At 40.0% G+C, this 24,141-nt stretch carries 28 protein-coding genes; 14 read left to right on the forward strand and 14 right to left on the reverse strand.

The window, feature by feature from the left end; all coding sequences use genetic code 11:
* Positions 1–9 precede the first annotated feature (9 nt).
* Both NST01_RS04945 and NST01_RS04950 read right to left on the reverse strand, forming a co-directional pair.
* Positions 10–1,368: a YheC/YheD family endospore coat-associated protein gene (locus NST01_RS04945; protein WP_144610768.1), complete on the reverse strand. Its 1,359-nt coding sequence runs from the start codon at positions 1,366–1,368 to the stop codon at positions 10–12.
* On the reverse strand, positions 1,325–2,431 hold the full coding sequence (locus tag NST01_RS04950) for a YheC/YheD family protein (RefSeq protein WP_341041595.1): 1,107 nt from the start codon (positions 2,429–2,431) through the stop codon (positions 1,325–1,327). The genes NST01_RS04945 and NST01_RS04950 overlap by 44 nt, the downstream gene beginning before the upstream one ends.
* 214 nt (positions 2,432–2,645) lie before the next feature.
* Here NST01_RS04950 and NST01_RS04955 point away from each other — a divergent pair, with 214 nt between their 5' ends.
* The 5 genes from NST01_RS04955 (at position 2,646) to NST01_RS04975 (ending at position 8,534) form a co-directional block, all read left to right on the forward strand.
* The gene (locus NST01_RS04955) at positions 2,646–3,779 is read left to right on the forward strand and encodes a DUF445 domain-containing protein (protein ID WP_341041596.1); all 1,134 of its coding nucleotides are present in this window, start codon (positions 2,646–2,648) and stop codon (positions 3,777–3,779) included.
* A gap of 122 nt (positions 3,780–3,901) precedes the next feature.
* Complete coding sequence (locus NST01_RS04960; protein ID WP_007497132.1) at positions 3,902–4,258, forward strand: YlbF family regulator; 357 nt, start codon at positions 3,902–3,904, stop codon at positions 4,256–4,258.
* A 446-nt stretch (positions 4,259–4,704) separates the two neighbouring features.
* Entirely contained in the window at positions 4,705–5,571 is an 867-nt protein-coding gene (locus NST01_RS04965) for a Cof-type HAD-IIB family hydrolase (protein WP_008348923.1), read from the forward strand.
* A 113-nt stretch (positions 5,572–5,684) separates the two neighbouring features.
* Positions 5,685–7,184: a coproporphyrinogen III oxidase gene (locus NST01_RS04970; RefSeq protein WP_341041597.1), complete on the forward strand. Its 1,500-nt coding sequence runs from the start codon at positions 5,685–5,687 to the stop codon at positions 7,182–7,184.
* Positions 7,185–7,259: 75 nt separating this feature from the next.
* A complete protein-coding gene (locus tag NST01_RS04975) occupies positions 7,260–8,534 on the forward strand; it encodes a lysine N(6)-hydroxylase/L-ornithine N(5)-oxygenase family protein (RefSeq protein WP_024719984.1) in 1,275 nt (424 codons plus the stop codon).
* Positions 8,535–8,570: 36 nt separating this feature from the next.
* Here the strand turns inward: NST01_RS04975 and NST01_RS04980 are convergent, their stop codons facing one another.
* Genes NST01_RS04980 through NST01_RS04990 form a run of 3 tightly spaced genes read right to left on the reverse strand, consistent with a single transcriptional unit; the run spans position 8,571 to position 10,686 of the window.
* On the reverse strand, positions 8,571–9,794 hold the full coding sequence (locus NST01_RS04980; protein WP_007497140.1) for a cation:proton antiporter: 1,224 nt from the start codon (positions 9,792–9,794) through the stop codon (positions 8,571–8,573).
* A 3-nt stretch (positions 9,795–9,797) separates the two neighbouring features.
* Positions 9,798–10,295 (reverse strand): cation:proton antiporter regulatory subunit, encoded by a 498-nt coding sequence (locus NST01_RS04985; RefSeq protein ID WP_017366937.1) that lies wholly within the window; start codon positions 10,293–10,295, stop codon positions 9,798–9,800.
* 1 nt (position 10,296) lies between these two features.
* Complete coding sequence (locus NST01_RS04990; protein WP_235674318.1) at positions 10,297–10,686, reverse strand: potassium:proton antiporter; 390 nt, start codon at positions 10,684–10,686, stop codon at positions 10,297–10,299.
* A 135-nt stretch (positions 10,687–10,821) separates the two neighbouring features.
* Here NST01_RS04990 and NST01_RS04995 point away from each other — a divergent pair, with 135 nt between their 5' ends.
* Positions 10,822–11,637: an enoyl-CoA hydratase gene (locus tag NST01_RS04995; RefSeq protein WP_080688154.1), complete on the forward strand. Its 816-nt coding sequence runs from the start codon at positions 10,822–10,824 to the stop codon at positions 11,635–11,637.
* A 35-nt stretch (positions 11,638–11,672) separates the two neighbouring features.
* Here the strand turns inward: NST01_RS04995 and NST01_RS05000 are convergent, their stop codons facing one another.
* Complete coding sequence (locus NST01_RS05000; protein ID WP_024719988.1) at positions 11,673–11,861, reverse strand: YhzD family protein; 189 nt, start codon at positions 11,859–11,861, stop codon at positions 11,673–11,675.
* Between the two features lie 173 nt (positions 11,862–12,034).
* On the opposite strand from NST01_RS05000, the gene NST01_RS05005 reads away from it, so the two are divergent.
* The 4 genes from NST01_RS05005 to NST01_RS05020 all read left to right on the forward strand — a co-directional run bounded on the left by NST01_RS05005 (position 12,035) and on the right by NST01_RS05020 (position 17,407).
* The gene (locus tag NST01_RS05005; RefSeq protein ID WP_060780933.1) at positions 12,035–13,249 is read left to right on the forward strand and encodes a metallophosphoesterase family protein; all 1,215 of its coding nucleotides are present in this window, start codon (positions 12,035–12,037) and stop codon (positions 13,247–13,249) included.
* Positions 13,250–13,265: 16 nt separating this feature from the next.
* The gene (locus NST01_RS05010; protein ID WP_341041600.1) at positions 13,266–16,052 is read left to right on the forward strand and encodes an ATP-binding protein; all 2,787 of its coding nucleotides are present in this window, start codon (positions 13,266–13,268) and stop codon (positions 16,050–16,052) included.
* Between the two features lie 62 nt (positions 16,053–16,114).
* Positions 16,115–17,068 (forward strand): 3'-5' exoribonuclease YhaM, encoded by a 954-nt coding sequence (gene yhaM, locus NST01_RS05015; protein WP_007497151.1) that lies wholly within the window; start codon positions 16,115–16,117, stop codon positions 17,066–17,068.
* A gap of 108 nt (positions 17,069–17,176) precedes the next feature.
* Positions 17,177–17,407, forward strand: coding sequence for a sporulation YhaL family protein (locus NST01_RS05020; RefSeq protein WP_017360318.1), 231 nt, complete (start codon positions 17,177–17,179; stop codon positions 17,405–17,407).
* Between the two features lie 54 nt (positions 17,408–17,461).
* On the opposite strand, the gene NST01_RS05025 is transcribed toward NST01_RS05020, so the two are convergent.
* Complete coding sequence (locus NST01_RS05025; RefSeq protein ID WP_007497153.1) at positions 17,462–18,337, reverse strand: peptidylprolyl isomerase; 876 nt, start codon at positions 18,335–18,337, stop codon at positions 17,462–17,464.
* A gap of 161 nt (positions 18,338–18,498) precedes the next feature.
* Between NST01_RS05025 and NST01_RS05030 the strand changes: the two genes are divergently transcribed.
* Positions 18,499–18,585 (forward strand): YjcZ family sporulation protein, encoded by an 87-nt coding sequence (locus tag NST01_RS05030; protein WP_008361129.1) that lies wholly within the window; start codon positions 18,499–18,501, stop codon positions 18,583–18,585.
* Positions 18,586–18,730: 145 nt separating this feature from the next.
* Complete coding sequence (locus NST01_RS05035; protein ID WP_017360317.1) at positions 18,731–18,820, forward strand: YjcZ family sporulation protein; 90 nt, start codon at positions 18,731–18,733, stop codon at positions 18,818–18,820.
* Positions 18,821–18,873: 53 nt separating this feature from the next.
* Here NST01_RS05035 and NST01_RS05040 read toward each other — a convergent pair whose 3' ends face one another.
* Positions 18,874–19,059 carry a hypothetical protein gene (locus NST01_RS05040; RefSeq protein WP_072368131.1) on the reverse strand — a complete coding sequence of 62 codons (186 nt, stop codon included), beginning with the start codon at positions 19,057–19,059 and terminating at the stop codon, positions 18,874–18,876.
* 82 nt (positions 19,060–19,141) lie between these two features.
* The gene (locus tag NST01_RS05045) at positions 19,142–19,660 is read right to left on the reverse strand and encodes a DUF3267 domain-containing protein (protein WP_007497155.1); all 519 of its coding nucleotides are present in this window, start codon (positions 19,658–19,660) and stop codon (positions 19,142–19,144) included.
* Positions 19,661–19,894: 234 nt separating this feature from the next.
* Here NST01_RS05045 and NST01_RS05050 point away from each other — a divergent pair, with 234 nt between their 5' ends.
* On the forward strand, positions 19,895–20,239 hold the full coding sequence (locus NST01_RS05050) for a YhaI family protein (RefSeq protein ID WP_007497157.1): 345 nt from the start codon (positions 19,895–19,897) through the stop codon (positions 20,237–20,239).
* On the opposite strand, the gene NST01_RS05055 is transcribed toward NST01_RS05050, so the two are convergent.
* Together NST01_RS05055 and NST01_RS05060 are read right to left on the reverse strand one after the other, a co-directional pair.
* Positions 20,217–20,831 (reverse strand): HTH-type transcriptional regulator Hpr, encoded by a 615-nt coding sequence (locus NST01_RS05055; RefSeq protein ID WP_007497158.1) that lies wholly within the window; start codon positions 20,829–20,831, stop codon positions 20,217–20,219. The genes NST01_RS05050 and NST01_RS05055 overlap by 23 nt on opposite strands.
* A 187-nt stretch (positions 20,832–21,018) precedes the next feature.
* The gene (locus NST01_RS05060) at positions 21,019–21,375 is read right to left on the reverse strand and encodes a YtxH domain-containing protein (RefSeq protein ID WP_007497160.1); all 357 of its coding nucleotides are present in this window, start codon (positions 21,373–21,375) and stop codon (positions 21,019–21,021) included.
* 128 nt (positions 21,376–21,503) lie between these two features.
* Here NST01_RS05060 and NST01_RS05065 point away from each other — a divergent pair, with 128 nt between their 5' ends.
* Positions 21,504–21,695 (forward strand): hypothetical protein, encoded by a 192-nt coding sequence (locus NST01_RS05065; protein WP_008348888.1) that lies wholly within the window; start codon positions 21,504–21,506, stop codon positions 21,693–21,695.
* 47 nt (positions 21,696–21,742) lie between these two features.
* On the opposite strand, the gene NST01_RS05070 is transcribed toward NST01_RS05065, so the two are convergent.
* From NST01_RS05070 to NST01_RS05080, 3 genes are all read right to left on the reverse strand, one after another.
* The gene (locus NST01_RS05070; RefSeq protein WP_017360314.1) at positions 21,743–22,261 is read right to left on the reverse strand and encodes a tryptophan transporter; all 519 of its coding nucleotides are present in this window, start codon (positions 22,259–22,261) and stop codon (positions 21,743–21,745) included.
* Between the two features lie 125 nt (positions 22,262–22,386).
* Positions 22,387–23,466, reverse strand: coding sequence for a 3-phosphoserine/phosphohydroxythreonine transaminase (serC, locus tag NST01_RS05075; protein WP_341041601.1), 1,080 nt, complete (start codon positions 23,464–23,466; stop codon positions 22,387–22,389).
* A 158-nt stretch (positions 23,467–23,624) separates the two neighbouring features.
* A complete protein-coding gene (locus NST01_RS05080) occupies positions 23,625–24,053 on the reverse strand; it encodes an HIT family protein (protein ID WP_008348883.1) in 429 nt (142 codons plus the stop codon).
* Between the last annotated feature and the right edge of the window lie 88 nt (positions 24,054–24,141).

Below are 24,141 nucleotides of genomic sequence, written 5' to 3' on the forward strand. Positions count from 1 at the left end.
AAGAAATCATCAGTAGGCGTTTGCATGGTCTATAGGAGTAAGAGCCATTTGTGTTAGGTAAGATGCGTATTCAACGATTCTTTTCCCAATCAGCCATTCTGAGTTTTTCAATGGTGCATGCAGAAAAATCTCGCGGCCTGGACGAGAATTGGCTTCAAACATCCAGATAGCACCCAAGTGATCAATACCTAAGTCAAAGCCAATTTCCCCAATCAGACCAGGCATTTTTTCATCTATCACACGACTAAGTGCGAGGGCAGTATCAGAGAGCTCTTGCAAAATCTTCAAACGTTTCTCTGCATCAGGAAAGATATCATACAGTGTTTTTACTGAACCACCATGCAGTTGATGGGTTGTGACAGTGTGATCTCCTGAAACTTTTCCAGCAACGGCTGTAACAGTCCAATGACCATACTTATTTTTATTCGTATGAATTCTGAAATCCAGTGGTTGATTGTCTATTTGAAGAAGCTCAATGCCTTGTTGTGCAATCAAGTCTTGCATTGCACAATCTTTTCGCAGTTTTTTCACGAAATGGTCTACGGAATGATATGAAGTGGATTTCCCTTTATTTGAGCAGACAGTGATCCCGTTTTCCGTCTTCTTTAACTGATAAATACCGTCTCCGTGACTGCCGTTTGTTGGTTTTAAATAAATGACATGATGCAGATGAAGGAGTGTTTCTATTTTAATTAAAGCATCAAAAGGATCTAATCGTATGGAATGTGGTAAGAAAGAGCTTGTTTTTTCATCTGTTAATAATTGCTCATGAATGTCCCATTTATTAAAAAAATAAGGGTTGAACCAAGGGATATCGTAGTCTTGAGTGAGTTTTCGTTTTGTTTCTTGAATGAATGCCGACTGAGCAGCCTTTCTATTAGGCAGCCGGTCATAAACAACGGATGGGAGGGGCATCTGCTTTTTTACCCAGCGCTCCTCTTGGTAAAGCAAACCGTCTACTATTCCTTTATCCCAATCGATAGAATGAGTACCAAAAAGATATGCAAAACCAGCATGCTGCCTGCAAGATTGCAGCAGTTTTATAAAATAGGAAGATCTTGCGCCTAAAGGTGCTGTATTTTGTTCGAATCCTGCAGTGAAAATGCCGATGAGAGGTCCTATATAGAGTGTATGTTGAACTAATATGACATCAGCTTTCGTTTTGTATGGAATGAGTAAAGCGCGATAAAGGTCTTCTGATAATAAAATCCTTTGTGATTGATGATGATAGGAAATGGTGAAATCATCTACTAAACAAGAAACTAAAGCAATAGATAAAATTGCCCCCTGCTCTTTAAACTGGACAGGGAGATGTACTGTTTTTTCACTTGCTGAATGAGGAGCGATGATGTAGCGTTTTCTGTTCATAAGGAACCTCCTTTTCTTCAGCCATCATCGATTTGGCATGTTCAAGTATGGTCTGAATCAATTGATTCTCCCTCTCAGGGTAAGCTTCTAAAAAAGAGGATCGTCCTGGCTTGGATCTTACATTTGAGATGAAAAGTCTGCCTTCATTTGTATGAAGCAAGTCTATAGCGAATTCAATACACGGTGAGAAAGTTTTGTCTATAAACGCTGGAAGAGATGACTGAATGGAGGCAATATCATCTAACAGCAGCTCTTTGATGTGTGGCTTTAATGAGTTTAAGTAGTGATCAAAGGCTACCACATGAATGGAATTTTGTGTATTGCTTAAAAGGCTGTTTTCTACTGATGGTTTTGTATGAATCCCCATGCTATTCCATTGATTTTGTGAATTTTTTATAAGAAAAATCCTAATTTCATTGAATATAACGTCTTTTTGATCATTCGTGTTAAAAAATTGAAGGAAAGATCGGCCGATATACTTTTTGCACCAGCGCACAACCTCTGCTGAATGTGAAAAGGTGATGATTTGCTTAGCGTTTAGCTGCACAGTAATGAGTGATTTGTCTCTTAAAGAAATGAAGCAAGAGGGTGCTGCGTGCTGTTGAGAAAGCGGCTGTATTTTACAATATCCGCCCTTTCTAACCAAGTTGAGAAGGTCTGAAGGCTCTGTCAATAGAGAGCAGACAGGTAAGTATGGTTGTAAAGAAGGGAGGAGACGGAGCTGCTCGAATAGCCGCATTTTATTTGAAATTCCAGTATTCAAAAAAACGGTTTTTGGATACTTTTTTAACCAATTCATGATAGGTTTTGCTTTTTTTGATTGTGCGTCATGCTGATAAAGACAACGATCATAAATCAAGTCAGGAATCTGAAATTCTGACGCTTCAAATCCTTTGCCAGTCTTAAATTTTTGACCGTGAATGACATTTGAAGCAGGCTTTAAATCTAGAGGTGAAAAACGAACAACTTCTAATTCAAAAGAAGAGGCTGCTTTGGCAAGCTGATGTGTGAATGCTTCTTCATGCTTCGGAGAAAGAGTGACAATGCCGAGCGTTGACATCATGAAACAACACCTACTTTTCAAATTCATTTTTTAACATCTGAAAAACACTTTTTGTTGATTTTACATAAACTTGGCGTTCCTATATCATTACGACAGATCGTTGTCTCATATGTCACATTGAATGCTTCATTTGCTTGGACTCTTGACAACAACTATAATACGTATAGATAAAAACAATAAACTTCAGGTGTTGTTTGAAAGGTAGATGACGACTTTGGATATATTCACAACGTTTCTCTTTATGATTGTGATAGGTGCAGTGATAGGGGCAGCAACAAACCATCTCGCAATTAAAATGCTTTTTCGTCCGTATAAGCCATATTATTTATTTGGGAAGCAGCTCCCTTTTACACCGGGTCTCATTCCTAAAAGAAGAGATGAAGTAGCCAAGCAGGTTGGCGTCATGGTGATGGAGCATTTACTAACGCCAGAGGGTATTAAAAAACGATTTGAATCATCAGAGGCAAAGCAAGAGATATTGCAGGCAGTGCACCGATATATTGATAAAGGTGCTGATATGGAAATGACGGTTTTCTCTATGTTAGAAAAATACGGTTTTTCACAGGCTGACGTTAAAGCTGACGCATGGCTTCATCAGTGGACTGATCATAAGCTCCACTCACTGCTTGAAAAGTATGATCAGCAAACGCTGTCTGAGCTGTTGCCACAGGATGTAGAAAATAAGCTTGCATCCAAAATTCCAGATGCCGCAGATTATATTTTAAAGAGAGGCATTCATTATTTTGAAAGTGATGAGGGAAAAGCAAGACTCGGTCATATGATAGATGATTTCTTAAAAGAACGAGGAATGCTTGGCAGTATGGTCCAAATGTTTTTAGGGAATTCAAGTTTAATTGATCGCGTGCATCCTGAAATGATGAAGTTCTTAAAGAATGCAGAGACAAAAAGGTTTTTATCAGATCTACTTGTTCAAGAATGGGACAAGGTAAAGCAATTTTCTTTACATGAGCTTGATGAAAAATGGAATGTGAAAGAGCTTCTATTTAGTGTGAAAAAGCAATTGCTTTCACATTTTTCTACAAAGGTGCTGTTAGATAGACCAGTAGGAGTTTACATCAGTGCAGTAGCGGGTGATCTTAAGACCAAATTTGCTCCATCTCTCATTGATAAAGGGATTGAAGCCGCATCTAATGCGCTTGAGGGACTGCTCGCAAAGCTCCAATTTGAAGAAATTATTCGTGAACAAATTGAACTTTTCCCGCTTGAAAAAATGGAAGAGCTTGTGATCAGCATATCTAATAAGGAGCTGAAGATGATCACATTTTTAGGCGGTCTTTTAGGTGGATTGATCGGTGCTGTCCAAGCGATTTTTGTCACCTTATTCTAAGGCAAGATCGAGAAATTTCGATGAATTTATTGTATATATGTGAAACGAAAGCCATAGTTTGTTATAGTGGAGTGGTGTCCGCCGATCCATATCGGTGATAACGGATAGAAAGGAGACATAACATGTCTGTAAATCTTTATGATGTTGCATATGACCTTGAAAAAGCACTGCGTCATAGCGAAGAATATTCAGCGTTAAGAAATCTTTATGATGAGGTAAACGGGGATGAGTCCTCTAAAAGAATGTTTGAGAACTTCCGTGACATTCAAGTAAACCTTCAACAAAAACAAATGACTGGTCAAGAGATTACACAAGAAGAAGTAGAGCAAGCGCAAAAAACGGTTGCACTTGTGCAGCAGCACGATAAAATCTCTCAGTTGATGGAAGCAGAACAACGCGTAAGTGTTCTCATCGGTGAATTAAATAAAATTATCATGAAGCCTCTTGAAGAGCTTTATGGAAATGCAGAAGAAAATTAATTGAAAGGGCGATCATATTCGCCCTTTTTTTCATTCATATCGCCGCTTGTATATCTTTAAAAAAAGGGTTGTCGAAGCTCGTAAATTCTGCGATAATACTTATTGAAAGTGCTTTCAAAAAGCGCTATCGTGATGAATTGGGTGCGTTCCACTTTGGATTTACGACGATGAGTCAAATGAGAGAGAAGCGCTTCTGGGAGAAAAGCAAAGCATAAGGGGATATGATATAAGCAATGCTTTGGTGTGTGAAAGATGAGGGGATCATAGGGAGCTTCATCACGCCATTGTTACGCATCCAAACCATACATAAAAAAAAGCCTAGGGGTAGGCTTTTTTTATTTGCGATTGAGGCATAAAACAAGGGCTGCTTCAACTGCATGTTCTAAAGCGATAAGCTAGGGCATATCCTCATCGTAAGTACAGTCATCAAGAAGGGGGATGCCTCAGTGTCAAAAAAGCTACTTGCACTCAATATAGATGGAACGTTACTTCGTTCCAATGGGAAAATCCATTCCGCTACAAAAGAAGCTGTGGAATATGTTAAGAAAAAAGGGGTTTACGTGACGATTGTCACCAACCGTCATTTTCGATCTGCACAAAAAATTGCCAAGGCGTTGAAAATACCAACTTCAACTCTTGTGACGCATAGTGGTGCATTTATCGCGGATAAGCTTGATGAGCCGCTCCATGTGAAGAAATTAACGGAAGAGAAAACATTTAATCTTGTGCAGATCCTTGAAAGCTTTGATTGTAATGTTCGCTTGTTACATGAAAAATTCTCAATCGGCAATCGGAAAAAAACACAGTCTCAACTGATGGGAAAAACGTTGATTCATCCGTCTGATCCCATTTTCTATCCCGTTCAATTTGTTGAATCATTAAGTGATATGCTCATGGATGAACCGGTTAGCACACCTGTCATTGAAGTGTATTCGACGGCAGCACTTCAGCCTGAAATCCACACAACCATTCAACAAGCATTCCCATCTGTTGATCTGATTAAGATCAGTGATGAGAAAATGAACATTGTATGCAAAGGGGTATCGAAAGAAGCAGGACTTTCTCTTTTAACTTCAGCATTAGGTTTTACATTAGAAGATACGGTCGTGATCGGTCACGGGACAGACGACATCCCGATGCTTGAGTTAGCTGGCTTAGGCGTTGCGATGGGGAATGCACCTCATTCGGTCAAACGTAAAGCCGATTGGGTGACACGTTCTCATGATGAACAGGGTGTTGCTTATATGATCAAAGAATACTTTAGAATGCAGCAAAGGGAAGGTTTTTTACATCAATTTGATATTAAACGATAATATAGTGAAGGCCCTGTCTATTAAGAAATGGCAGGGCCTTCGTCTGTTCTCTTCATTGCTTTTCCTAGATGAATTTTGTAAAATGAAACAAGTTTGAAGATAAAGGTGATACGATGCGAATTTTAGTTAAAGGGCTGTCTGATGAACGATTTCATCGACCGCTTGTCAATATAGCCAATTTATTTGAAGAAGATAGTGAAGTGCTGTTTGATTCAGGTGAAGCAAACGATGGCCTGGTCATGGTGTTTGATTGGAAAGAAACTGGCGGTATGGTGGAGGCTTCTGGCCATATCGCCGGAACAGATATGACGAGTCGTTTTACAAGAGAGATGCCAGAGGGCTTGAATGAAAAAGAGCGCTGGAAGCAAATCAAAAACACTGTGCTGTCTGTTTATTTACATCTGCTTCAGGATTATACAGGAATGACGCAAAAATGGGGGATTCTTACGGGGATACGCCCTACAAAATTACTTCATAAGATGCTAAGAGAAGGCATGACAAAGGAAGAAGCACATGCAGCGTTAAAGCGCGATTACTTGATTCATGATGAAAAGATCCATTTGATGCAGGAAATTGTTGATCGTCAAATCAAAGCCATTCCAGATCTGTACGATCTACAGGAGGAAGTGAGTATTTATATCGGTATTCCTTTCTGTCCAACAAAATGTGCTTATTGCACGTTCCCTGCTTATGCCATTCAAGGACAAGCTGGAAGAGTGGGAACGTTTCTTTTTGGGCTGCATTATGAGATGCAAAAAATGGGCGAATGGTTAAAGGAACATGGGATTAAAGTGACGACTGTTTATTTTGGCGGAGGTACTCCAACGAGTATTACAGCAGAAGAAATGGATTTGCTGTATGAGGAGATGTATCGCTCTTTTCCAGATGTGAAACATATTCGGGAAGTCACAGTAGAAGCGGGACGACCTGATACGATTTCACCTGATAAGCTGGAGGTGCTCAACCGTTATCATATTGACCGGATTAGTATCAATCCGCAATCATATGAGAATGAAACATTGAAAGCGATTGGCCGGCACCATAGTGTGGAAGAAACGATTGAAAAGTATCATTTATCAAGGCAGTATGGCATGAATAATATTAACATGGACTTAATCATCGGGCTGCCAGGAGAAGGGCTAAAGGAATTCCAACATTCCTTGCAGCAAACAGAAGAACTGAAGCCTGAATCTTTAACGGTGCATACACTTTCCTTTAAGAGAGCGTCTGAAATGACCCGCAATAAGGAAAAGTATCAAGTGGCAGACCGAGAAGAGATCACACGTATGATGGATGAAGCGGTTGCTTGGACAAAAGCACATGACTATCATCCGTACTATTTATACAGACAAAAAAACATTTTGGGGAATCTCGAAAATGTCGGGTATTCGTTAGATGGACAGGAAAGTTTGTATAATATTATCATTATGGAAGAGGTGCAGACGATCATTGGCATCGGATGCGGTGCTGCGAGTAAATTCATTGATCCGCGAACCGGAAAAATTACGCAATATGCCAATCCAAAAGATCCAAAATCTTATAATGATCGTTATGAGCACTATACGGAAGAGAAGATTCAGTTTCTTGAGTCATTATTTGTTTCTCACATGTAAACACTGCGGTGACGCAGTGTTTTTTTCATTTGTAAAAGGGTATATAGGGGGTAAAAAGATAAAGCAGGTGTACATATGATGGATGTGATCGGAATTGGGATTGGGCCAGCAAATTTAGGATTGGCCGCTTTATTAGAGGAGTATGAAGATGTGACATGCTGTTTTTTTGAACAGGAAACCGAATTTGCTTGGCATCCTGGTATGCTCATCAAAGGAACGGACTTGCAAGTTTCCTTTCTAGCGGACCTTGTGACAATGGCTAATCCAAGGAGCAAGTATACATTTTTAAATTATTTACATGAATCAAACAGGCTTCACCGCTTTTATACATTTGAACAATTTGATATCCCCCGGAGAGAATTCAATGAGTATTTATCCTGGGTTGCAGGTGAATTAGATAGCTGTCAGTTCGGGATGAAGGTGGAAGAAGTGACCGACTGTGAAGACGGGTATCTTGTAAAAGTTCGGCGGTTGAAAGATGGGGCGCTTTCTGAATATCGTGCAAAGCATGTCGTCCTTGGAACTGGAAGCAAGCCGATGGTCCCTGTCGATGTGCCAGAAGCTGCGTTGCCGCATGTGACCCATAGCAGCCGTTATGTAGATCAACAAAAAGAACTTCATGAAGCTGAAACGGTGGCGGTGATTGGTTCAGGTCAGAGTGCAGCTGAAATTTTCTTAGACCTGCTTCAGCATCAGAAGAAAGGACAGCAGCTTTCATGGTTTACACGTTCAAGTGAATTTAGAGAACTAGAGACAGCGGAGCTTGGTCAGGAGCTATTTACACCTAAGTATGTTGAATATTTTCATTCCCTTCCTTATGAAGAACGGATGAACACATTGCCTAGACTGGCAGGATTAAGGAATGGCATAGATGCATCGACGCTTTCTCGTATTTATCAGGAATTGTACCATCGCTCCGTTTCAGGAGAAGAGCCTTCTGTACTCATTCAGCCAATGACTGAGCTTGAAGCGATACATATGGAGGATGAGCAGCAGTTAGAGCTGCATTTGAAACAATGGCAACTGAAGAAAGAAAAGAAAATGACAGCCGATCATGTGGTATTGGCTACAGGATATACGCCTAATATTCCGGAATGGTTTAGCGCATATGAACCATTGATTGAATGGGAGAGCGATAAGCATTTTAAAGTGACAGATGACTTCAGGCTTGTGTTTAAAGACAAACGGTCTCATCATTTCTTTACATTCACGAACCTCGATCACTCTCATGGAACAGCGGCGACCAATTTAAAACTATCGATCTACCGCAATCAGAAAGTCATCCGAACCATTCGCGGGGATACGAAAGAACAAGTGAAGCAAGAAACAGCATTTCAGCAATTTGAATAGATATAAAAAAGGGCCCCTGCACAGGGCCCTTTTCAATTAAATGGTTGTTTCTCTTTTTACTTTTGGTTTTTCAGTTTTCCATTTGAAGATTTTGTTTAGGATTTGATAGATACGCTTTGATTCTTTCGTCACTAGCGGTCCTAAAATCGCAAGGATTAATACATATAATGCAGCAAATGGCTTCAATGTAGCGGCAAGCCCGCCTGCAATCCCAAGTTCGGCTACAATGATGGAAAACTCTCCTCTTGATACGATGGTTAATCCAATATTAGAAGAGGCTTTATGAGAGAAACCGGCTCTTCTTCCAGCAAACATCCCGGCGGTGAAGTTCCCGATCAAGGTGAGAATGACAGCACCGATCGCAAGCCAGAAGGCATCTCCTAATGTAAATGGATCAATACTTAGTCCAAAGCTGAAGAAGAACATGGCGCCAAAGAAATCTCTAAAAGGAACAACGAGATGTTCAATGCGGTCTGAGTGCTCTGTTTCTGAAAACACAAGACCGAGTAAGAGAGCGCCAATGGCCTCTGCGACATGAATCGTCTCTGAAAAACCAGCCACGAAGAACAAAGCGGCAAAAATGACAATGATAAATACTTCATTTGAACGGATATCGAATAGTTTGTTTAATAGTTTTGGCAGCTTACGCGCGATGATAAAGAAAATCATCATGTAACCAAAAGCGATTAAAATAGATAATAAGGCACCGCCAACGGATGTGGCATCTCCAAGGACAAGACCTGATACGACAGATAAATAAACGGCGAGAAAAATATCCTCAAACATAATAATCCCAAGAATTAACTCTGTTTCAGGGTTCGCTGTCCGTTTTAAATCGACAAGGACTTTGGCGACAATGGCGCTGGATGAAATGGTGATAACGCCTGCCATAATGAGAACTTCAAGGAATCCAAAGCCTGTGATAAACCCATAAAGCAATCCTAAGCTAAAGTTGATCAAAATATAAATAGATCCGCCGACTGCAATGGATTTACCCGATTTTATGAGTTTGCCGACAGAGAACTCAAGCCCAAGGTAGAATAGAAGGAACAGGACACCCATTCTACCAAAAAATGAAATAATCTCGGTGCTCTCGATAAACTTCAAATCAATGATCCCGATGGTTGGTGCATGCGGACCAACAATCATCCCGAGGACAATGAGAAAAGGAATGATAGAAAATTTAATTTTATTGGCGATTAAGCTGGCAATGGCGATGAGAATAAGCGCCGTTCCAACTTCAAAGACTAAATGATCCATTCATCACTCTCCCCCTCTAGAAAGAAAATCACGTATCAATCGCTTCAAGTGTTTTCTTTCGCCTGAAATGACCATCGTATCATTTGCTTGAATAATCGAATCGGCACCAGGGTTGAGTAATTTTTCATTTGTATGTTTAATGATCGCAATGACGGTGACTTCATAATTTTGTCTCACATCTAAATCGCCGAGTGTATGTCCAACCGCTTTTGCGTCTTTTTCTACCTTAAACCATTCAATGATCAAATCATTGAACGCCATTTCAATCGTTTCAAGTGCTTGCGGCTTATACACCATACCGCCAATAATGGCAGCAATTTGCCGGGCTTCAGCATCATCGAGAGAAATGGTGGACAGTACTTCATCTGGATCTTCATCGTCGAAACGATAAATCTCCCGTCTGCCATCATCATGAATCACAATCGTCATCTTTTCTCTATTTCTCGTTTCAATTTCAAATTTCTTTCCAATCCCAGGAAGATCATTTTCTTTAATGTTCATTTTATCCCTCCGAATATGATAGGTTTTGTTTTTCATATAGTGAGTACGGATGAAATAAAATGAATAAGTCGAGGTAATTTGATTGGTACATAATGGGGATTGCACACTTCATTTCTAAAAAACATAAATCAATAGATAACGCTGTGGCTAGTGCAAGCTTTACAAGAAAAGCTTTTGAAGCGCCCATTGATAACCTCTGTTTTAACAGAAGAGATGATGCATGTTTTTTTGAAAATGGAGGTGTCTTCACAGCGTTGATTTCTTCATCATAAACCGATGGAGAAATCAGGCTCGGTGTGCTCGCTTCTGCTTGTGAAGCAAAAACGACATTTGAAAAGGGAGAAAACATGACGATGCAGCTAATCAATATACATATGGAACTTCTTATCAAACATTCTCCCCCTTTCATATGATGTTTTATTTCTTATTTTACTATATAAAAATATATTTCTCGTTTCAACAATTATGCTTATTTTAGTATCAGTTGATCTTGAAATTTTTTGTGTAGAGGAAAAGGAATTGCTTGATGGAAATTGAAGTAAGTGATGAGCTTGAAAAGAAAGAGGGGGAATGGATGATGACATATATCAATTGTCAGGTAGATGGGGATATTTTTGAAATCGTTTTCAATAGGCCTGAAGCGTATAATTCGTTTCATGTTGACATGTTTGCTGAATTGAAGGAAGCGTGTGATACAGCGAGTGAGAGCAGTGCGAAAATTGTTGTACTCAAGGGGATGGGCAAAGGGTTTTCAGCAGGCGGAGATATTGGCATGATGCTAAAGCAAGATCGTGAAGAAGATTTTCATCGCGTGATGGATCTGATCGAGGGAATTACACTTTCTTTAGCCAGTATGAAAAAAGTGACGATTGCACTTGTCCACGGGGCAGCGGCTGGTCTTGCTTTTAGCTTTGCCCTTAGTTGTGACTATTTGTTTATGCATCAAGATGCTAAACTTGCCATGAACTTTAATGGAATCGGGTTAATCCCAGATGGAGGAGGGCATTTTTTCCTCACCAAAAGAGTTAGTGAACAAACCGCTAAACAATTGATTTGGAGCGGGCAAAAGCTGCCGGCTGAAGAAGCGCTCAAGCTTCGCCTTGCAGACGGCGTGTTTCAAGATGAGGTGGATACGTATCAAAAAGCGTGCGTCAAGCCATTTTTAAATATGCCGCTTCAAGCCTTTGTTGAAACAAAGATGATTTATTTTCAGCAGTCAGAATCACAGCTGTTAGCCGTTCTTCAAAAAGAGCGTGCTGCACAAGCTAGACTGAGACAAAGCCGTGATCATCAGGAGGGTGTTCAAGCGTTTTTGGAAAAAAGACGTCCTGTGTTTCATTAAATAGAAGAATGAATGGCCGGCGGATGCCGGCTTTTTTAACGTTCAAATAAAAGAAGTTTACCTGCATCATTTACGAGCCGGTGAGAATGCTTTGTGTATTGTTGTTCGATTAAACGATGACGTCCTAATTCTTTTGCTTTTTCATCACTATCTGTGGTGATTTTTTCGTTTAATAAGGTTTCACCTGACGAATCAAATACAGTCAAATAGTAGGTTTTCTCCATCTCTGATCTTCCCTTCCTTCTTGTTTTTTAATGAATTATACAAGGAGGAAGTTAAAACCTCTTTTTTCACCCCTAAAAATGTGTTTTTTAGAATGAGAGCGATAGAACGTGCATTCGTAAAAACGGCGTGATAAAATATGGACAACTACAGTAACGTACAAGGAGATAGACGTTTGACGAAGCTCACTTTTATTCATGCCGCAGATCTTCATTTAGATAGTCCGTTTGCGGGAATGTCCAATATACCGAACCGAATTTTTAAGAGGTTGAAAGAAAGTACATTTCAAAGTGCCAAGAACATGTTTGAACTTGCAATTGATCGAGAAGTAGACTTTATGCTGCTGAGCGGAGATATATTTGACGAATCGAATCGCAGCCTAAAAGCACAGCTTTTTTTAAGAAATCAGTTTCTACAGCTACAATCACACGGGATTGAAGTGTTTATTATTTATGGTAATCATGATCATTTAGGTGGTGAATGGACACCAATTGAGTGGCCAGAGAATGTTCACGTTTTTTTGAGCAGTACGCCAAGTGAGCAAGCCTTTTATAGAGAAGGTCAGCTTGTGGCAAGTATTTACGGGTTCAGCTACAAAGAGCGAGCTGTCCATGAAAATATGACACCTTATTATGAAAAAACAACAGATGCCCCTTATCATATTGCAATGCTTCACGGCACATTAGCAGGTCAAGAAGGGCATGATGCGTATGCACCATTTCAGCTTCAGCAGCTTCTAGCGCGGGATTTTGATTATTGGGCGCTTGGACATATTCATAAGCGGGCTCTTCTGCATGAAGACCCGATGGTGATCTATCCTGGAAACGTGCAAGGAAGACATATAAAAGAAACAGGAGAGAAAGGCTGTTATGTCGTTTACCTATCTGAAGATGCTCAAAGAGCGGAGTTTATGGGCTGTTCAGATGTCATCTTTGAGACATTGACAATAGATATCACACATACCGCTCATATGACCGATCTTGTGATACTTGTGGACAAAAAGATGAGTGGACTGAAAGAGAGAGGTGTTCCTCATTTTGTGAAAATCGAACTAACTGGCGATGCTCCTGCTTATATGGAGCTCACGCAGCTTGAAGTGCTTGAGGAGCTGATGGCTGTTCTTCATGAACAGGAGGAAGATGAAGACTTGTTCGTTTGGGTGATGTCGATTGACTGCCGGACACATGAAGATGCCGTCTATCCAGAAGATTCTTTTTTGACAGAACTAACAGCAGAAATTGCCGAGTTTGATGCGTATGATGAGCTGCTTTCACCGATCAAGCGTCATCCAACCTATAGAAAGGCAGGAAGAGCTTTTACAAAAGAGGACGAGATCGATATTAAAGAAGAGGCACAAAGGCTGCTGGCAGAACAGCTGAAGCATTTATGAGAAAAGGAGAGGCATGATGAAAATACGTTCACTCCATATTGCGAATTTCGGGAAATTTTCCAATCAAACCTTCCACTTTTCTGATGACGGTTTTCAGTTGGTTTATGGCCTGAATGAATCGGGGAAAACGACATTGAAGGCGTTTATTGAATCGATGTTATTTGGTTTTTCCAAAAGCCATATGTATAAGCCAAAGCATGGCTCATTTTATGGCGGGTCTCTTACATGTTTAGATGATGAATTAGGTGTGATTCATATTGAAAGAACATCTGATCATGGCGGCCAAGCTCAGGTGTTGCTGCCAAATGGTGAAGTGAAAGATGAAGCGTTTCTACATGCGATGTTAAAGGGAACAGATCGCAGATTATACCAATCGATCTATTCTTTTGACGTGTTTGGTCTGCAAAATGTACAAGCATTAAATCAAGATCAAATAGGGGAATTTCTACTCTTTTCAAGTTTGTTTGGCTCAGATGCGGCATCCAAAATGGACAGCAGGCTGCTAAAACAGCAGGAGCAGCTTTTTAAACCGAATGGACGTAAGCCTGAATTAAATCAGCAGCTTGATCATGTAAAAGAGCTGTCAGGTAAGTTAAAACAGGCCAAATTGGTAGAAAGTCGTTATACCGCAAAGAAAAAAGAACAAGCTGAATTAACCGAGAAGGTAGAAATGCTTCAGCATGAAATGAGACAGACTGAAGAAGAGATTCAGCTTTTGACTGAACATATTCGACTTTATCCTATGGTAGAAAACAAGATAGAGTTAAAAAAAGATTTGGCTAGTTATCCAGAACGAGTCAAACGGTTTAGACCGGAAACTGCGCATGAACTTGATAAATTAGAATCACACCTTCACCCAAAAAAGGCGCAAGTGACGGCACTGAAACAAAAATTAGATCATTTGCAAACGTCGCTCACGCAAGTTCAGCCACTCTATGACAAGGATACGGTATTGGAGATGAAGCGAGTCATAGCTGAATCATCTGATGCTGAACTTGTGAAGAAACGCTTAGCAGAAGGGAAAACAGAGCAGAATTCTTTGAAACAAAAAATAGAAGAAGCATCAGCGAAGCTGAAGTGGCAGCGTCCAATCAAGCTTGACCAGCTGGATGATTCACTTGACTTTGAGTGGGAATTAAAAGAGGCTGTGAGCCAATACGTTCGTTTAATGGATAGGAAAACGCAGCTCGATGACCGGTTTGATCATGCAAGACATGAGCTAGAAGAAGCGGAAACCGCTCTAAAAGGATTAAAGGAACAGCCCGTTAAAGAGCAAGATGCAGAAGATGTCAGGGGCACAAAGGCTACAGTGAAACAGAAGCATTCCAGAGTGTGGTTATTCCCGCTGATGTTCGTGCTATGTGCTATCATTCTCACGGTCTTATTCGTTTTAGCAGAGAGCTGGGTGACGTTACTGTTTGCAGGATTTTCCGTATTTATCTTGATTGCTATTTATCCAGTGCTTAAACAGACTCAGATGAAGGAAGCAAACGACAGTAACGCCTATCATTCTTTTCAAGTTCAAACAGCTTCAGCTGAAACGCTAGTGAAGCAAAAGGAGCTTTTATACGAAAGAATGATACAGCAATATGAAGACTGGGAGCGGGAACTGGAACCTGTACAGCAGCAAGTAGAAGATATGAGAAGGCAGCTGGGGTTGTCCTCAGAGCTCTCATTCCTTGTGGAAGCTTTCCATATCTTGAAACAATTAAAAGCGAATACAGCGGCATATGAGGCGCTTAACAAGGAAATAAAGATGCTCACACAGCAGCAATCGACCTACGAGCAAAGAGTTTCAGCGCTCATGAGTCTCCTTCAAAGAAAAGAAGGGACCATTCAAGAGAATATCTCAGCCTTTCAAGAGATATTGAAAGATGAGGAAAAAAGAGAAAAAGAACGTCAGACATTGCACGTATCCATTCAGCATGTAGAGCAGCAGCTGACAACATTAGAAGGAGAAGTTCAATATTATGAAAAACAAACGGACGAGCTTTTTCGAAAAGTAGAAGCAGCGTCAAAAGAAGATTATCATGTCCTGTCTCATCTATCCAAAGAATACCGTGAGCGGCTGTACAATTTGCAGCAGCAGAACCAAGAGCTGCACAAAAGCGGTTATATAGATGAGGAAGAGGTCATTGTCCGTAAAGGTTTACGCACCCTTGAGGAGCAGTGTGCACAAGCAAAAAGACGTCTGAATGACATGCAAGAGAATGTGACGAATATGAAAAAACGCTTGGCAGAATTAGCAGTAGAAATACGCCAAATAGAAGCATCAGGTACAGTGTCTGATTTGACTCATCAGCTTGCTGTAGAGCAGGAGCAGGCAAAGCATCTAGCGAAAAAATGGGCGGCTATTCAGCTCGTTCGTTCCGTCATTCGAGAGAAACTCAATGAGCATAAAGAAACGAGGCTACCAGCACTCCTCCAAACAGCTTCACGATTTATTCAGCCGTTAACGAATGATCGATATGAAGTGATTTTATTTTCTGCCGAAGATGACCGTCTGATTGTGAAACGGAGGGATGGACGCCTATTCCGCCCGGAGGAGCTTTCACAAGCAACATGTGAGCAAATTTATCTCTCGATTCGTTTTGCACTTGCTTTGTCCCACCAGCAAGATTGTCAGCTCCCATTTATGATGGATGACAGTTTCGTTCACTTTGATCATGTCCGTCTAGACAGGGTGCTGGAGCTGATGAGTGAACTCACTCGTTTTGAAACACAGCTGTTTTATTTCACTTGTCATCATTATATGAAACAAGCAGCGGAAGACGGGCAGATTACGAGTTTAGTAGTGGAATGATTGACAAATTATGACTTATGTTATACTTATATGAGCAGAAACATGGAAGGAGCATTTATTGAATGGCTAAAGGGATCATGACCTATGACGTCGGCGAACAAGTTGACCTGCATTTATTAATTAAATCATCTACTAAAGGGATTGCGAGTAATGGCAAACCATTTTTAACGTTAATTCTTCAAGATCAAAGTGGAGATATTGAGGCGAAGCTATGGGATGCAAAGCAGAATGATGAACTCACATATGCTGCGCAAACCATTGTGAAGGTAGTAGGTGATATTCATCATTATCGCGGAAGGAATCAGCTGAAGCTTAGGAATATACGTCCTGTTGCTGAAAACGAGCAAATCCGCATTGATGATTTTCTAGAAACAGCTCCTATTCCAAAGCACGATATGATGGATACCATCATGCAATATATTTTTGATATGAAAAACCCTAATATTCAGCGTGTCACAAGACATTTGCTGAAGAAATATGGACAGGAATTCGCTGATTACCCAGCAGCTACGAAAAACCATCACGAGTTTGTTTCGGGTCTTGCCTATCACGTGGTATCGATGCTTCATTTAGCGAAATCCATTGTTGATCTATACCCATCACTAGATCGAGATCTTTTATATTCAGGGATCATTCTACATGATTTAGGGAAAGTCAAAGAGCTTTCGGGTCCTGTCTCCACCACATATACAGTAGAAGGGAACTTAATTGGCCACATTTCTATTATGGTGACAGAAATTGCGAAAGCCGCAGAGGAGCTTGGCATTGATTCTGAGGAAATTCTGATTCTGCAGCATTTAGTGCTGAGTCATCATGGAAAAGGGGAGTGGGGCAGTCCTAAACCACCAATGGTGAAGGAAGCCGAAATTCTCCACTATATAGATAATTTAGATGCAAAAATGAACATGATGGATCGTGCGCTTGAGCATGTGAAGCCAGGAGAATATACAGAGCGTATTTTTGCACTAGAGAATCGTTCGTTTTATAAACCAACCTTTCACAATGAATCATCATGATAAAACGCCCGTTTGATGCGGGCGTTTTTTTTCATAACTTGTCTTCTTTTCGCATAAGCATGTAACACAAAGGAAGAGAGATTAGTCCTGAAAAAGGAGGGGAAGACAATGTTATTTTTTCCATGGTGGGTATATGCATGTATCATTGGTATTATCTTTTGTGCCTATAAATTAATGACGACAGCCAAAGAGGAGCAAGAGATTGATCAATCCTTTATTGAAAAAGAGGGAGAAATCTTTATCGAACGAATGGAGCAGGAGAGAGAGCGTAGACGTCAAGGACAGCAAATGAAACGATCACAGGAAACAGCGAAGCATGAGGACCATTCGATTGCATAATCAATAAGAATAAAAAACCCCTCTACAAGTTCATGTAGAGGGGTTTTTCGTTCATTATTGGTTTGTTGTTTGTTGTGTGGTTTGCTCAGATTTTTCTTTGAATGTATTTTCAAGTTCTTTATCTTTTACTTTCACATCAGCATCTTTCACCAATTTGTTTAAGATCGTTTGAATTTCATTGTTATCTGCTTGTTTTTGATCAAGCAGTTCTTTTTTCAAGTCTGCTTTCATGTCATCGTATTTACCGCGTTCTTCGGTCTTTTTAATGATATGGTAACCAAATTGAGATTTTACTGGTTTGCTGATTTCATTTACTTTTAGTTTGAAGGCAGCTTTACTGAAGTTCTCATCCATTTGGCCATCTTTTGCGAACCAGCCTACATCGCCGCCTTGTGCTGCTGAAGCAGTGTCAGTTGAATATTCAGATACAAGGTCATCCCACTTTTCGCCTTTATCTAATTTCTTTTCTACTTCATCTGCTGTTTTCTTGTCAGCAACTAAAATGTGGCTTGCGCGGATTTTTCCTTTTAGGTCATCGTAATACGCTTTTACTTCTTTGTCAGTGATTTTGATGTTAGCTTTGGCAGCCTTTTGAGTCAGCAGCTCATATTTTACTTGATCTTTGATGTAATCTTTTCCGAATTCATCTTGAAGTTGTTTTAAACGATCTTCACCAAGTGTCTTTTTATATTCTTCCAATTTCTTATCAATTTCTTTATCTGATACTTTGTATTTGTCAGCAAGAACCTTTTGTTGAACAAGTAGGTTTAAAGCATCTCCACCTGCTTGTTTCTTAAGTGTTGTGTAAAGCTCTTCTTTTGTGACATCTCCTGATTTTGTTGTTGCGATCACTTCTTTGTCACCGCTACTGCATGCGCCAAGAGTTAAAACACTTACTGCTGTTACAGCTGCTAAAGCCATTTTTTTCATTCAAAAAACACTCCTAATCTTTCCAATTTATTTATCATTGCTTGTATCATAACATATTGTGACATGCTGTAAAAAGAAATGCAAATGGGAGGGCATTCGTCTAGTCAAATTTTTGCGACCAACATACACATATATTGATCACAAAAAGGAGGCTGAATTATATGGGAGCAGGATATTCTAATGGGTTTGCTTTATTGGTCGTGCTATTCATTTTGCTGATCATCGTTGGTGCAGCATATCTTTATTAATTAAATCGCTGTAACAGAAAGGAGCCGTCCTGCCATGCGTGCGGGCGGTTCTTTTTTAAAACGATGACAGGTGCCTAAACGTTTTAAAATTTTTTGCATACACTGAGCTTAGAACAGAGGAAGAACTGGCAGGAGGTGTTTTCACATGGGAGGAGAAGTCTTTGCTGGCGGTTTTGCACTAGTCGTCGTGTTATTCATCTTATTGATCATTATCGGTGCATCGTGGATTTGCTAATAGATCATCATACACAAAAAGCTGCCATCAAACAGGCAGCTTTTGCTTTGATCTTAAATAGATATGGTAATTTCAACAAATGATGAGATCAGTAAGATCAGTATCGATACATTGATAAAGCGAAACACCTTATCTTGCCGTTCTTCAGGAATCTCTCTGACAAGGCATAATGTATTAGTAAGCCTGTTTATTGAATACACAATAAACGCGGCAAAGACGATGAAGTAAAATAAAACTATCGGAGATCCCCCCTCTCTATGCTATTCCCATACTACATTACCAAATTTTTTATGAAAAAGATAGAAGTTGGCTTTAAAAACCTCATGATGAGGAAGTTGGGTCAACTAAAATATCAAACTCGTCTTGGGCTTGATCAATGATGCATGATTTTGGCGCTTTTAGCAGTTTCCAAGCAAATAAAAAGTCAGGCAAACAATAGCCTGCATGAATACTTGCGATCATGATAAAATAGTGTGCGTACATTGGAAATGCCATTCCTAAAACAAAGTAAACAGGTGAGATGACACAAAACGGGCTGAGCAGTGAGAAAAGCATCACTCTCTTAGGCACGCGCTGCCAGCAATTTCGTTTAAATAACGTCATTTTTTTCTTATGTTTCATGACTGGGATCAAGTGAACCACGCGGTGGACAAGCAATGTCGCAAGTAAAAGCACGACAAAAAGTGGTGCATTGTGACTGCTGAGTCTCGTTTCAGGATGAGTCAGTTGAAAACATAAAAATGCCATAATGAAAAAAAATACAGTAAGACATATGGCTGAAATCATCATTCTCGTATAACCATAATCCTTTTCAAGATTAATGGTCTTCCAACAATTCATTTTTCATCCTTCCAATCTCAAAAAAACTAATTGAATATCTCAAGATAATTTACTCTTCCTGAGGATAAAAATCAATGGTTTTCAAGAAAAAAAATAAATTGTTACATTCATATGGAATAAAGAGAGGGAACTTTGGGTTTTTCAAGAAAAAAAGACATAAGGGGGAGGTTCGTCTCTTTCGTCAATGAGTAATTTCGGCTAAAATAGAGTGACTAAGAGAAAGAGGGAACGTACATGAGTATTGAGGAACGAATGAGCCAGCTCGAATATTATATGGAACTGTTACTGACGGCAACAGATATGAGCCGTTATCCATATTATGCGCTATTGATCCGGCAGCGTGTATCGAAAGAAGAGGCAAAGGACATTGAGCGTATTTGTGCTGAGCTCTCAGATGAAATGGACAAGCAAAAAGCACAAGGCTACGTCATGTTCGACGATCTCCTTGCGCTGTTTGCGGGACAGTTAATTGAAAAGCTGGATGTTCATGAGACGATTTTTGCTTTGCATGATCAAGGGCTGTTTCAGCCGTTAATGAATGAATTTATAAAGATCATTAAACAATTTGATTTGCTTTAGAAGCTTTTTCCTCTGCTGAGTCTTCAAGTTCTTCAGGCTTTTTCGTGACTTTCCCACGTTCATTCAAAAAGTCCTTCTCAATGTTTGAAAACGATTTCTCAAAAATCTCCATGAAATCCTCACCATAAATGTTTCGGATAATACACATCATTTCTAAAATTTCAGGGAACTTTCCGTAAATGTCATGAAGCGGCTGTGCGCCTTTGACAATACCAGTTCGGGCCGGGTCGTAATCTTCGAGTAGTTTATGGAATGTCTCTTCGCCTTTTGGCGTTAGTTCAATATACGTATTGCGTTTATCGTTTAACTTTTTAGAAAATTTTAAAAATCCTCTTTCCTCTAATTTTTTAGAGAAGTTAAACGCCGTTGATACATGCATGACGCCAAACTTTGCAATTTCTGATATTGAAGCTCCTTTTAATTGATACGCAATCCACAAAATATGATGTTCATTGATATTTAGGTTATACGGTTTGATCCACTGCTGCCAGTCCTTTTCAATGGATTTCCAAAGAGCTTTGCTCAATTGGGCCATTCTTTGACTGAATAAAAGTGCTTCTTTTACATCGAAAGGCTGTTCCGAATGATTCATCCATTTCACCTACTTCTCTTTTTCTTGTAATTCTATTATGCCAATAAAATAAAGATTAATAAAGCTGAAAATTCAAGAATTTTTAAAAGTCATGAAAAACATTGATAAAATAACCTTTTTTCAACAAAAAAAGTGCGGGATACGCACCCCGCACACTTTTGTAAACGAATATTTTTTTGTGAGTATATTAGTTTTGTAAGGTTTTCTCCAGTTGTTTGAGCTTTTCCTCAATTTCCTGAATTTCCTTTTGTAAGTCCTGCTGATGAGGTTTGATTTCCTCGCGCCATTGCTGTATCGATGTTTGTAATTCAGTTCCGACCTCTTTAATGACTTCAGCACTTTCTTTTGCGGTTTCAACAATCTGCTCTTTTAAAGCTTGTCCATCTCTTTTTAATCTTGTCAGCGTATCTTCGAATTTGTCATAGCCGTCTTTCATCTTTCCGCGTACATCTCTGCCAGAAGAGGGAGTCGTCAGGAGCACTGCCGCACCTCCGAGGAGACCGCCTACAAATAATCCTGTTAATAAAGAACGTCCACTAGCCATTCCAATCACCTCTAGTCAAATTTTACACATTCGCATGTTCTCTCTGAGCTGACGATCAGCTTCATTGAACTTCCATACATAGCTTGCTTTATTTTAGCATACTTTTGAAGAAAAGGGAGGGGAGAAGGTTGTCTGTCTTTCTGTTCGTTTTTACGTGTATGTGTGTGATTTTCGCAGGTGGTTCTATTCATTATGTAAGGCAGCTTGGGTATGCAGGGTCTTATCCGCCAAAACATGTATTAAGACAAAAAGCAATTGTGTGTGCAGCAGGTGCAGGGATTTCGCTCTCCATTTTGCTGCTTACCCTTTTTCTTTTATAGAAGCATGAAAAAAACCTCTTCATCTAATGAAGAGGTTCAGTTATTCGTTAAGCGACTTCAATCATTCTTGCGCGCTTTAATATGGACTGAGCAATCGGGAAGACAAATACCATAGCTATCGTATTGATCACAGTTGCTGGCAGGACAACACCTACAAGAAGTGCTGGTAACGCAGCCGGCAGTCCAGTAATCAGTAAAGCGGCAGATAGGAAAATCACGCCCGATACGACGGTCCCAACAGCGGTGAGTACAGCGGTCAGAACGACTTTGTTCTTGATCTTCAGGCAAGATAAGAAAAGGGCTAAGAAGATAAAGGCTGTCACCGGTTTATCAATCATATTTGGAATTTGTCCGCCTGGAAAACCTGTTGTCAAAGCGGAAATGACCCCAGTGACTAGGGCGATCACAACGACATGCTGTACCTTCGGAAAAAGGATGATGCTTAAAAACATCATAACCAGCATCATATCAGGTTTCATTCCAAAAAAGATGGGCGGGAAAATCGTATGCAAAACAGCTCCCATTGCTGCAAGCAATGACATAATCACTAATTCTTTTGTTTTCATTTCTATGCTCTCCTCTGCTAAGCTCTTAGAACTCTCCAATAATATGGCTGATCATTTATTGCAAGAGTCATGACTTTATATTTCTCGTTATTATAACAAATTTATTTCACGATAGAAAAGCCTTTTTACTCATTTTCTTGCTGGAACTTTTTCATAAAGTCCGCAAGCTTTTGGCAGTCTTCTATAGAGACGGCGTTGTAAATCGAGGCTCTGCATCCGCCAACAGAACGGTGGCCGGCGAGTCCAACCATTTGTTCTTGTTTTGCTTTCTCCACAAAGGATGCAGTGAGTGCATCATCACGCAGGGTAAACGTGACATTCATATGTGAACGGCTGTCAGCACGTGCATGCCCTTTGTAAAAATCGCCACTTTGATCAATCGTATCATACAGAAGCGCTGCTTTTTGTTCATTGCGTTTTTCTGCTGCTTCTACACCGCCCGCCTGTTTCACATGCTCCAGGACAAGGGACAGCATATAAATCGCAAAAGTTGGTGGTGTGTGATAAAGAGAATTGGCTTTGGCATGTGTTGAATATTTTAAAATTTTAGGTGTGCCGCTTTTTTCTTTCTCTAATAAACGTTTGCGCGCGATCACAATCGTGATACCAGAAGGCCCTAGATTTTTTTGTGCCCCGGCATAAATGAAATCAAATGAAGACACGTCTATTTTTTTGCTGAGAATATCACTGGACATGTCGGCAATAAGCGGGAGTGACGTGTTCGGGAACGTTTTCCACTGAGTACCGAAAATGGTATTGTTCGATGTGATGTGCAAGTAAGCACCGTCATTTAAAACGGACGCATCTACATCTGGAATATACGAATAGTTGTCGTCTTCACTTGAGGCAAACACTGATGTTTCACCAAACCCTTTTGCTTCTGACAAGGCTTTCTCTGACCAAGCACCTGTTTGGATGAAATGAGCCGTTTCGCCTTCATGTAAGAAGTTCATCGGAATCATTGCAAATTGAAGACTTGCCCCGCCTTGTAAAAAGAGGACCTCATAATCTTCTGGAATGTCCATCAATTCTACCAAGAGTGCTTTCGCTTTATTGTGGACTTCTTCATACTCACCGCTGCGATGAGAAAGTTCCATCACAGACATCCCGGTTTGTTTAAAATCAACAAGTTCTTCCTGTGCTTTTTGAAGCACTTCTAGCGGCAGCGCCGCCGGACCAGCATTAAAATTCGTCGTTCGCTTCATCACAATCTCTCCCTATTTCTCGCGTTAATGGATCAAAAGATAAAACCATCCTATCACAAATTTGAAGCATTTGGACAAAAAATTTGAATCGTCCTAAATATCTTACGATTCAGAGGATAAGCTCAGAAAAGAGGCGAAAAAAAGAAAAACCTCATCAATTAAGATGAGGTAAGGCGCGTATGGATGGCAGAAGAAATGTCTTTTAAATCCTCTGATGTATATTGATCTTGGTGAGATTTCCATACGGCACCAAAGCCGTCGCCTTTGCCATAACGCGGAATAATATGCATATGGTAATGGAACACAGATTGTCCGGCTTTTTCACCGTTGTTGTTCAGAAGGTTTAAACCAATTGGTTCAAATTCTTGTTTGATGGCTCTAGCGATTTTTGGAATCGCTTGGAAGTAATGATTAGACACTTCTGGTGTCATGTCATAAATGTTTTCTTTATGTATTTTCGGGATTACAAGGGTATGTCCTTTTGTTACTTGGCTGATATCAAGAAAAGCCAATACATGCTCGTCTTCATATACTTTTGCACATGGAATGTCTCCATCAATGATCTTGCAAAAAATGCAGTCGCTCACGCCATGTCACTCCTCATTATTTTTCCTTTATCGTATCACAAAAAGAAGCAAAAAAGAAAACAGGACAAGCGAACTCCTTTGGTCGCTC

The organism is Bacillus sp. FSL R7-0166 (genome assembly GCF_038008935.1).
In the GTDB taxonomy this organism is placed as follows: Bacteria; Bacillota; Bacilli; order Bacillales; family Bacillaceae; genus Bacillus; species Bacillus altitudinis.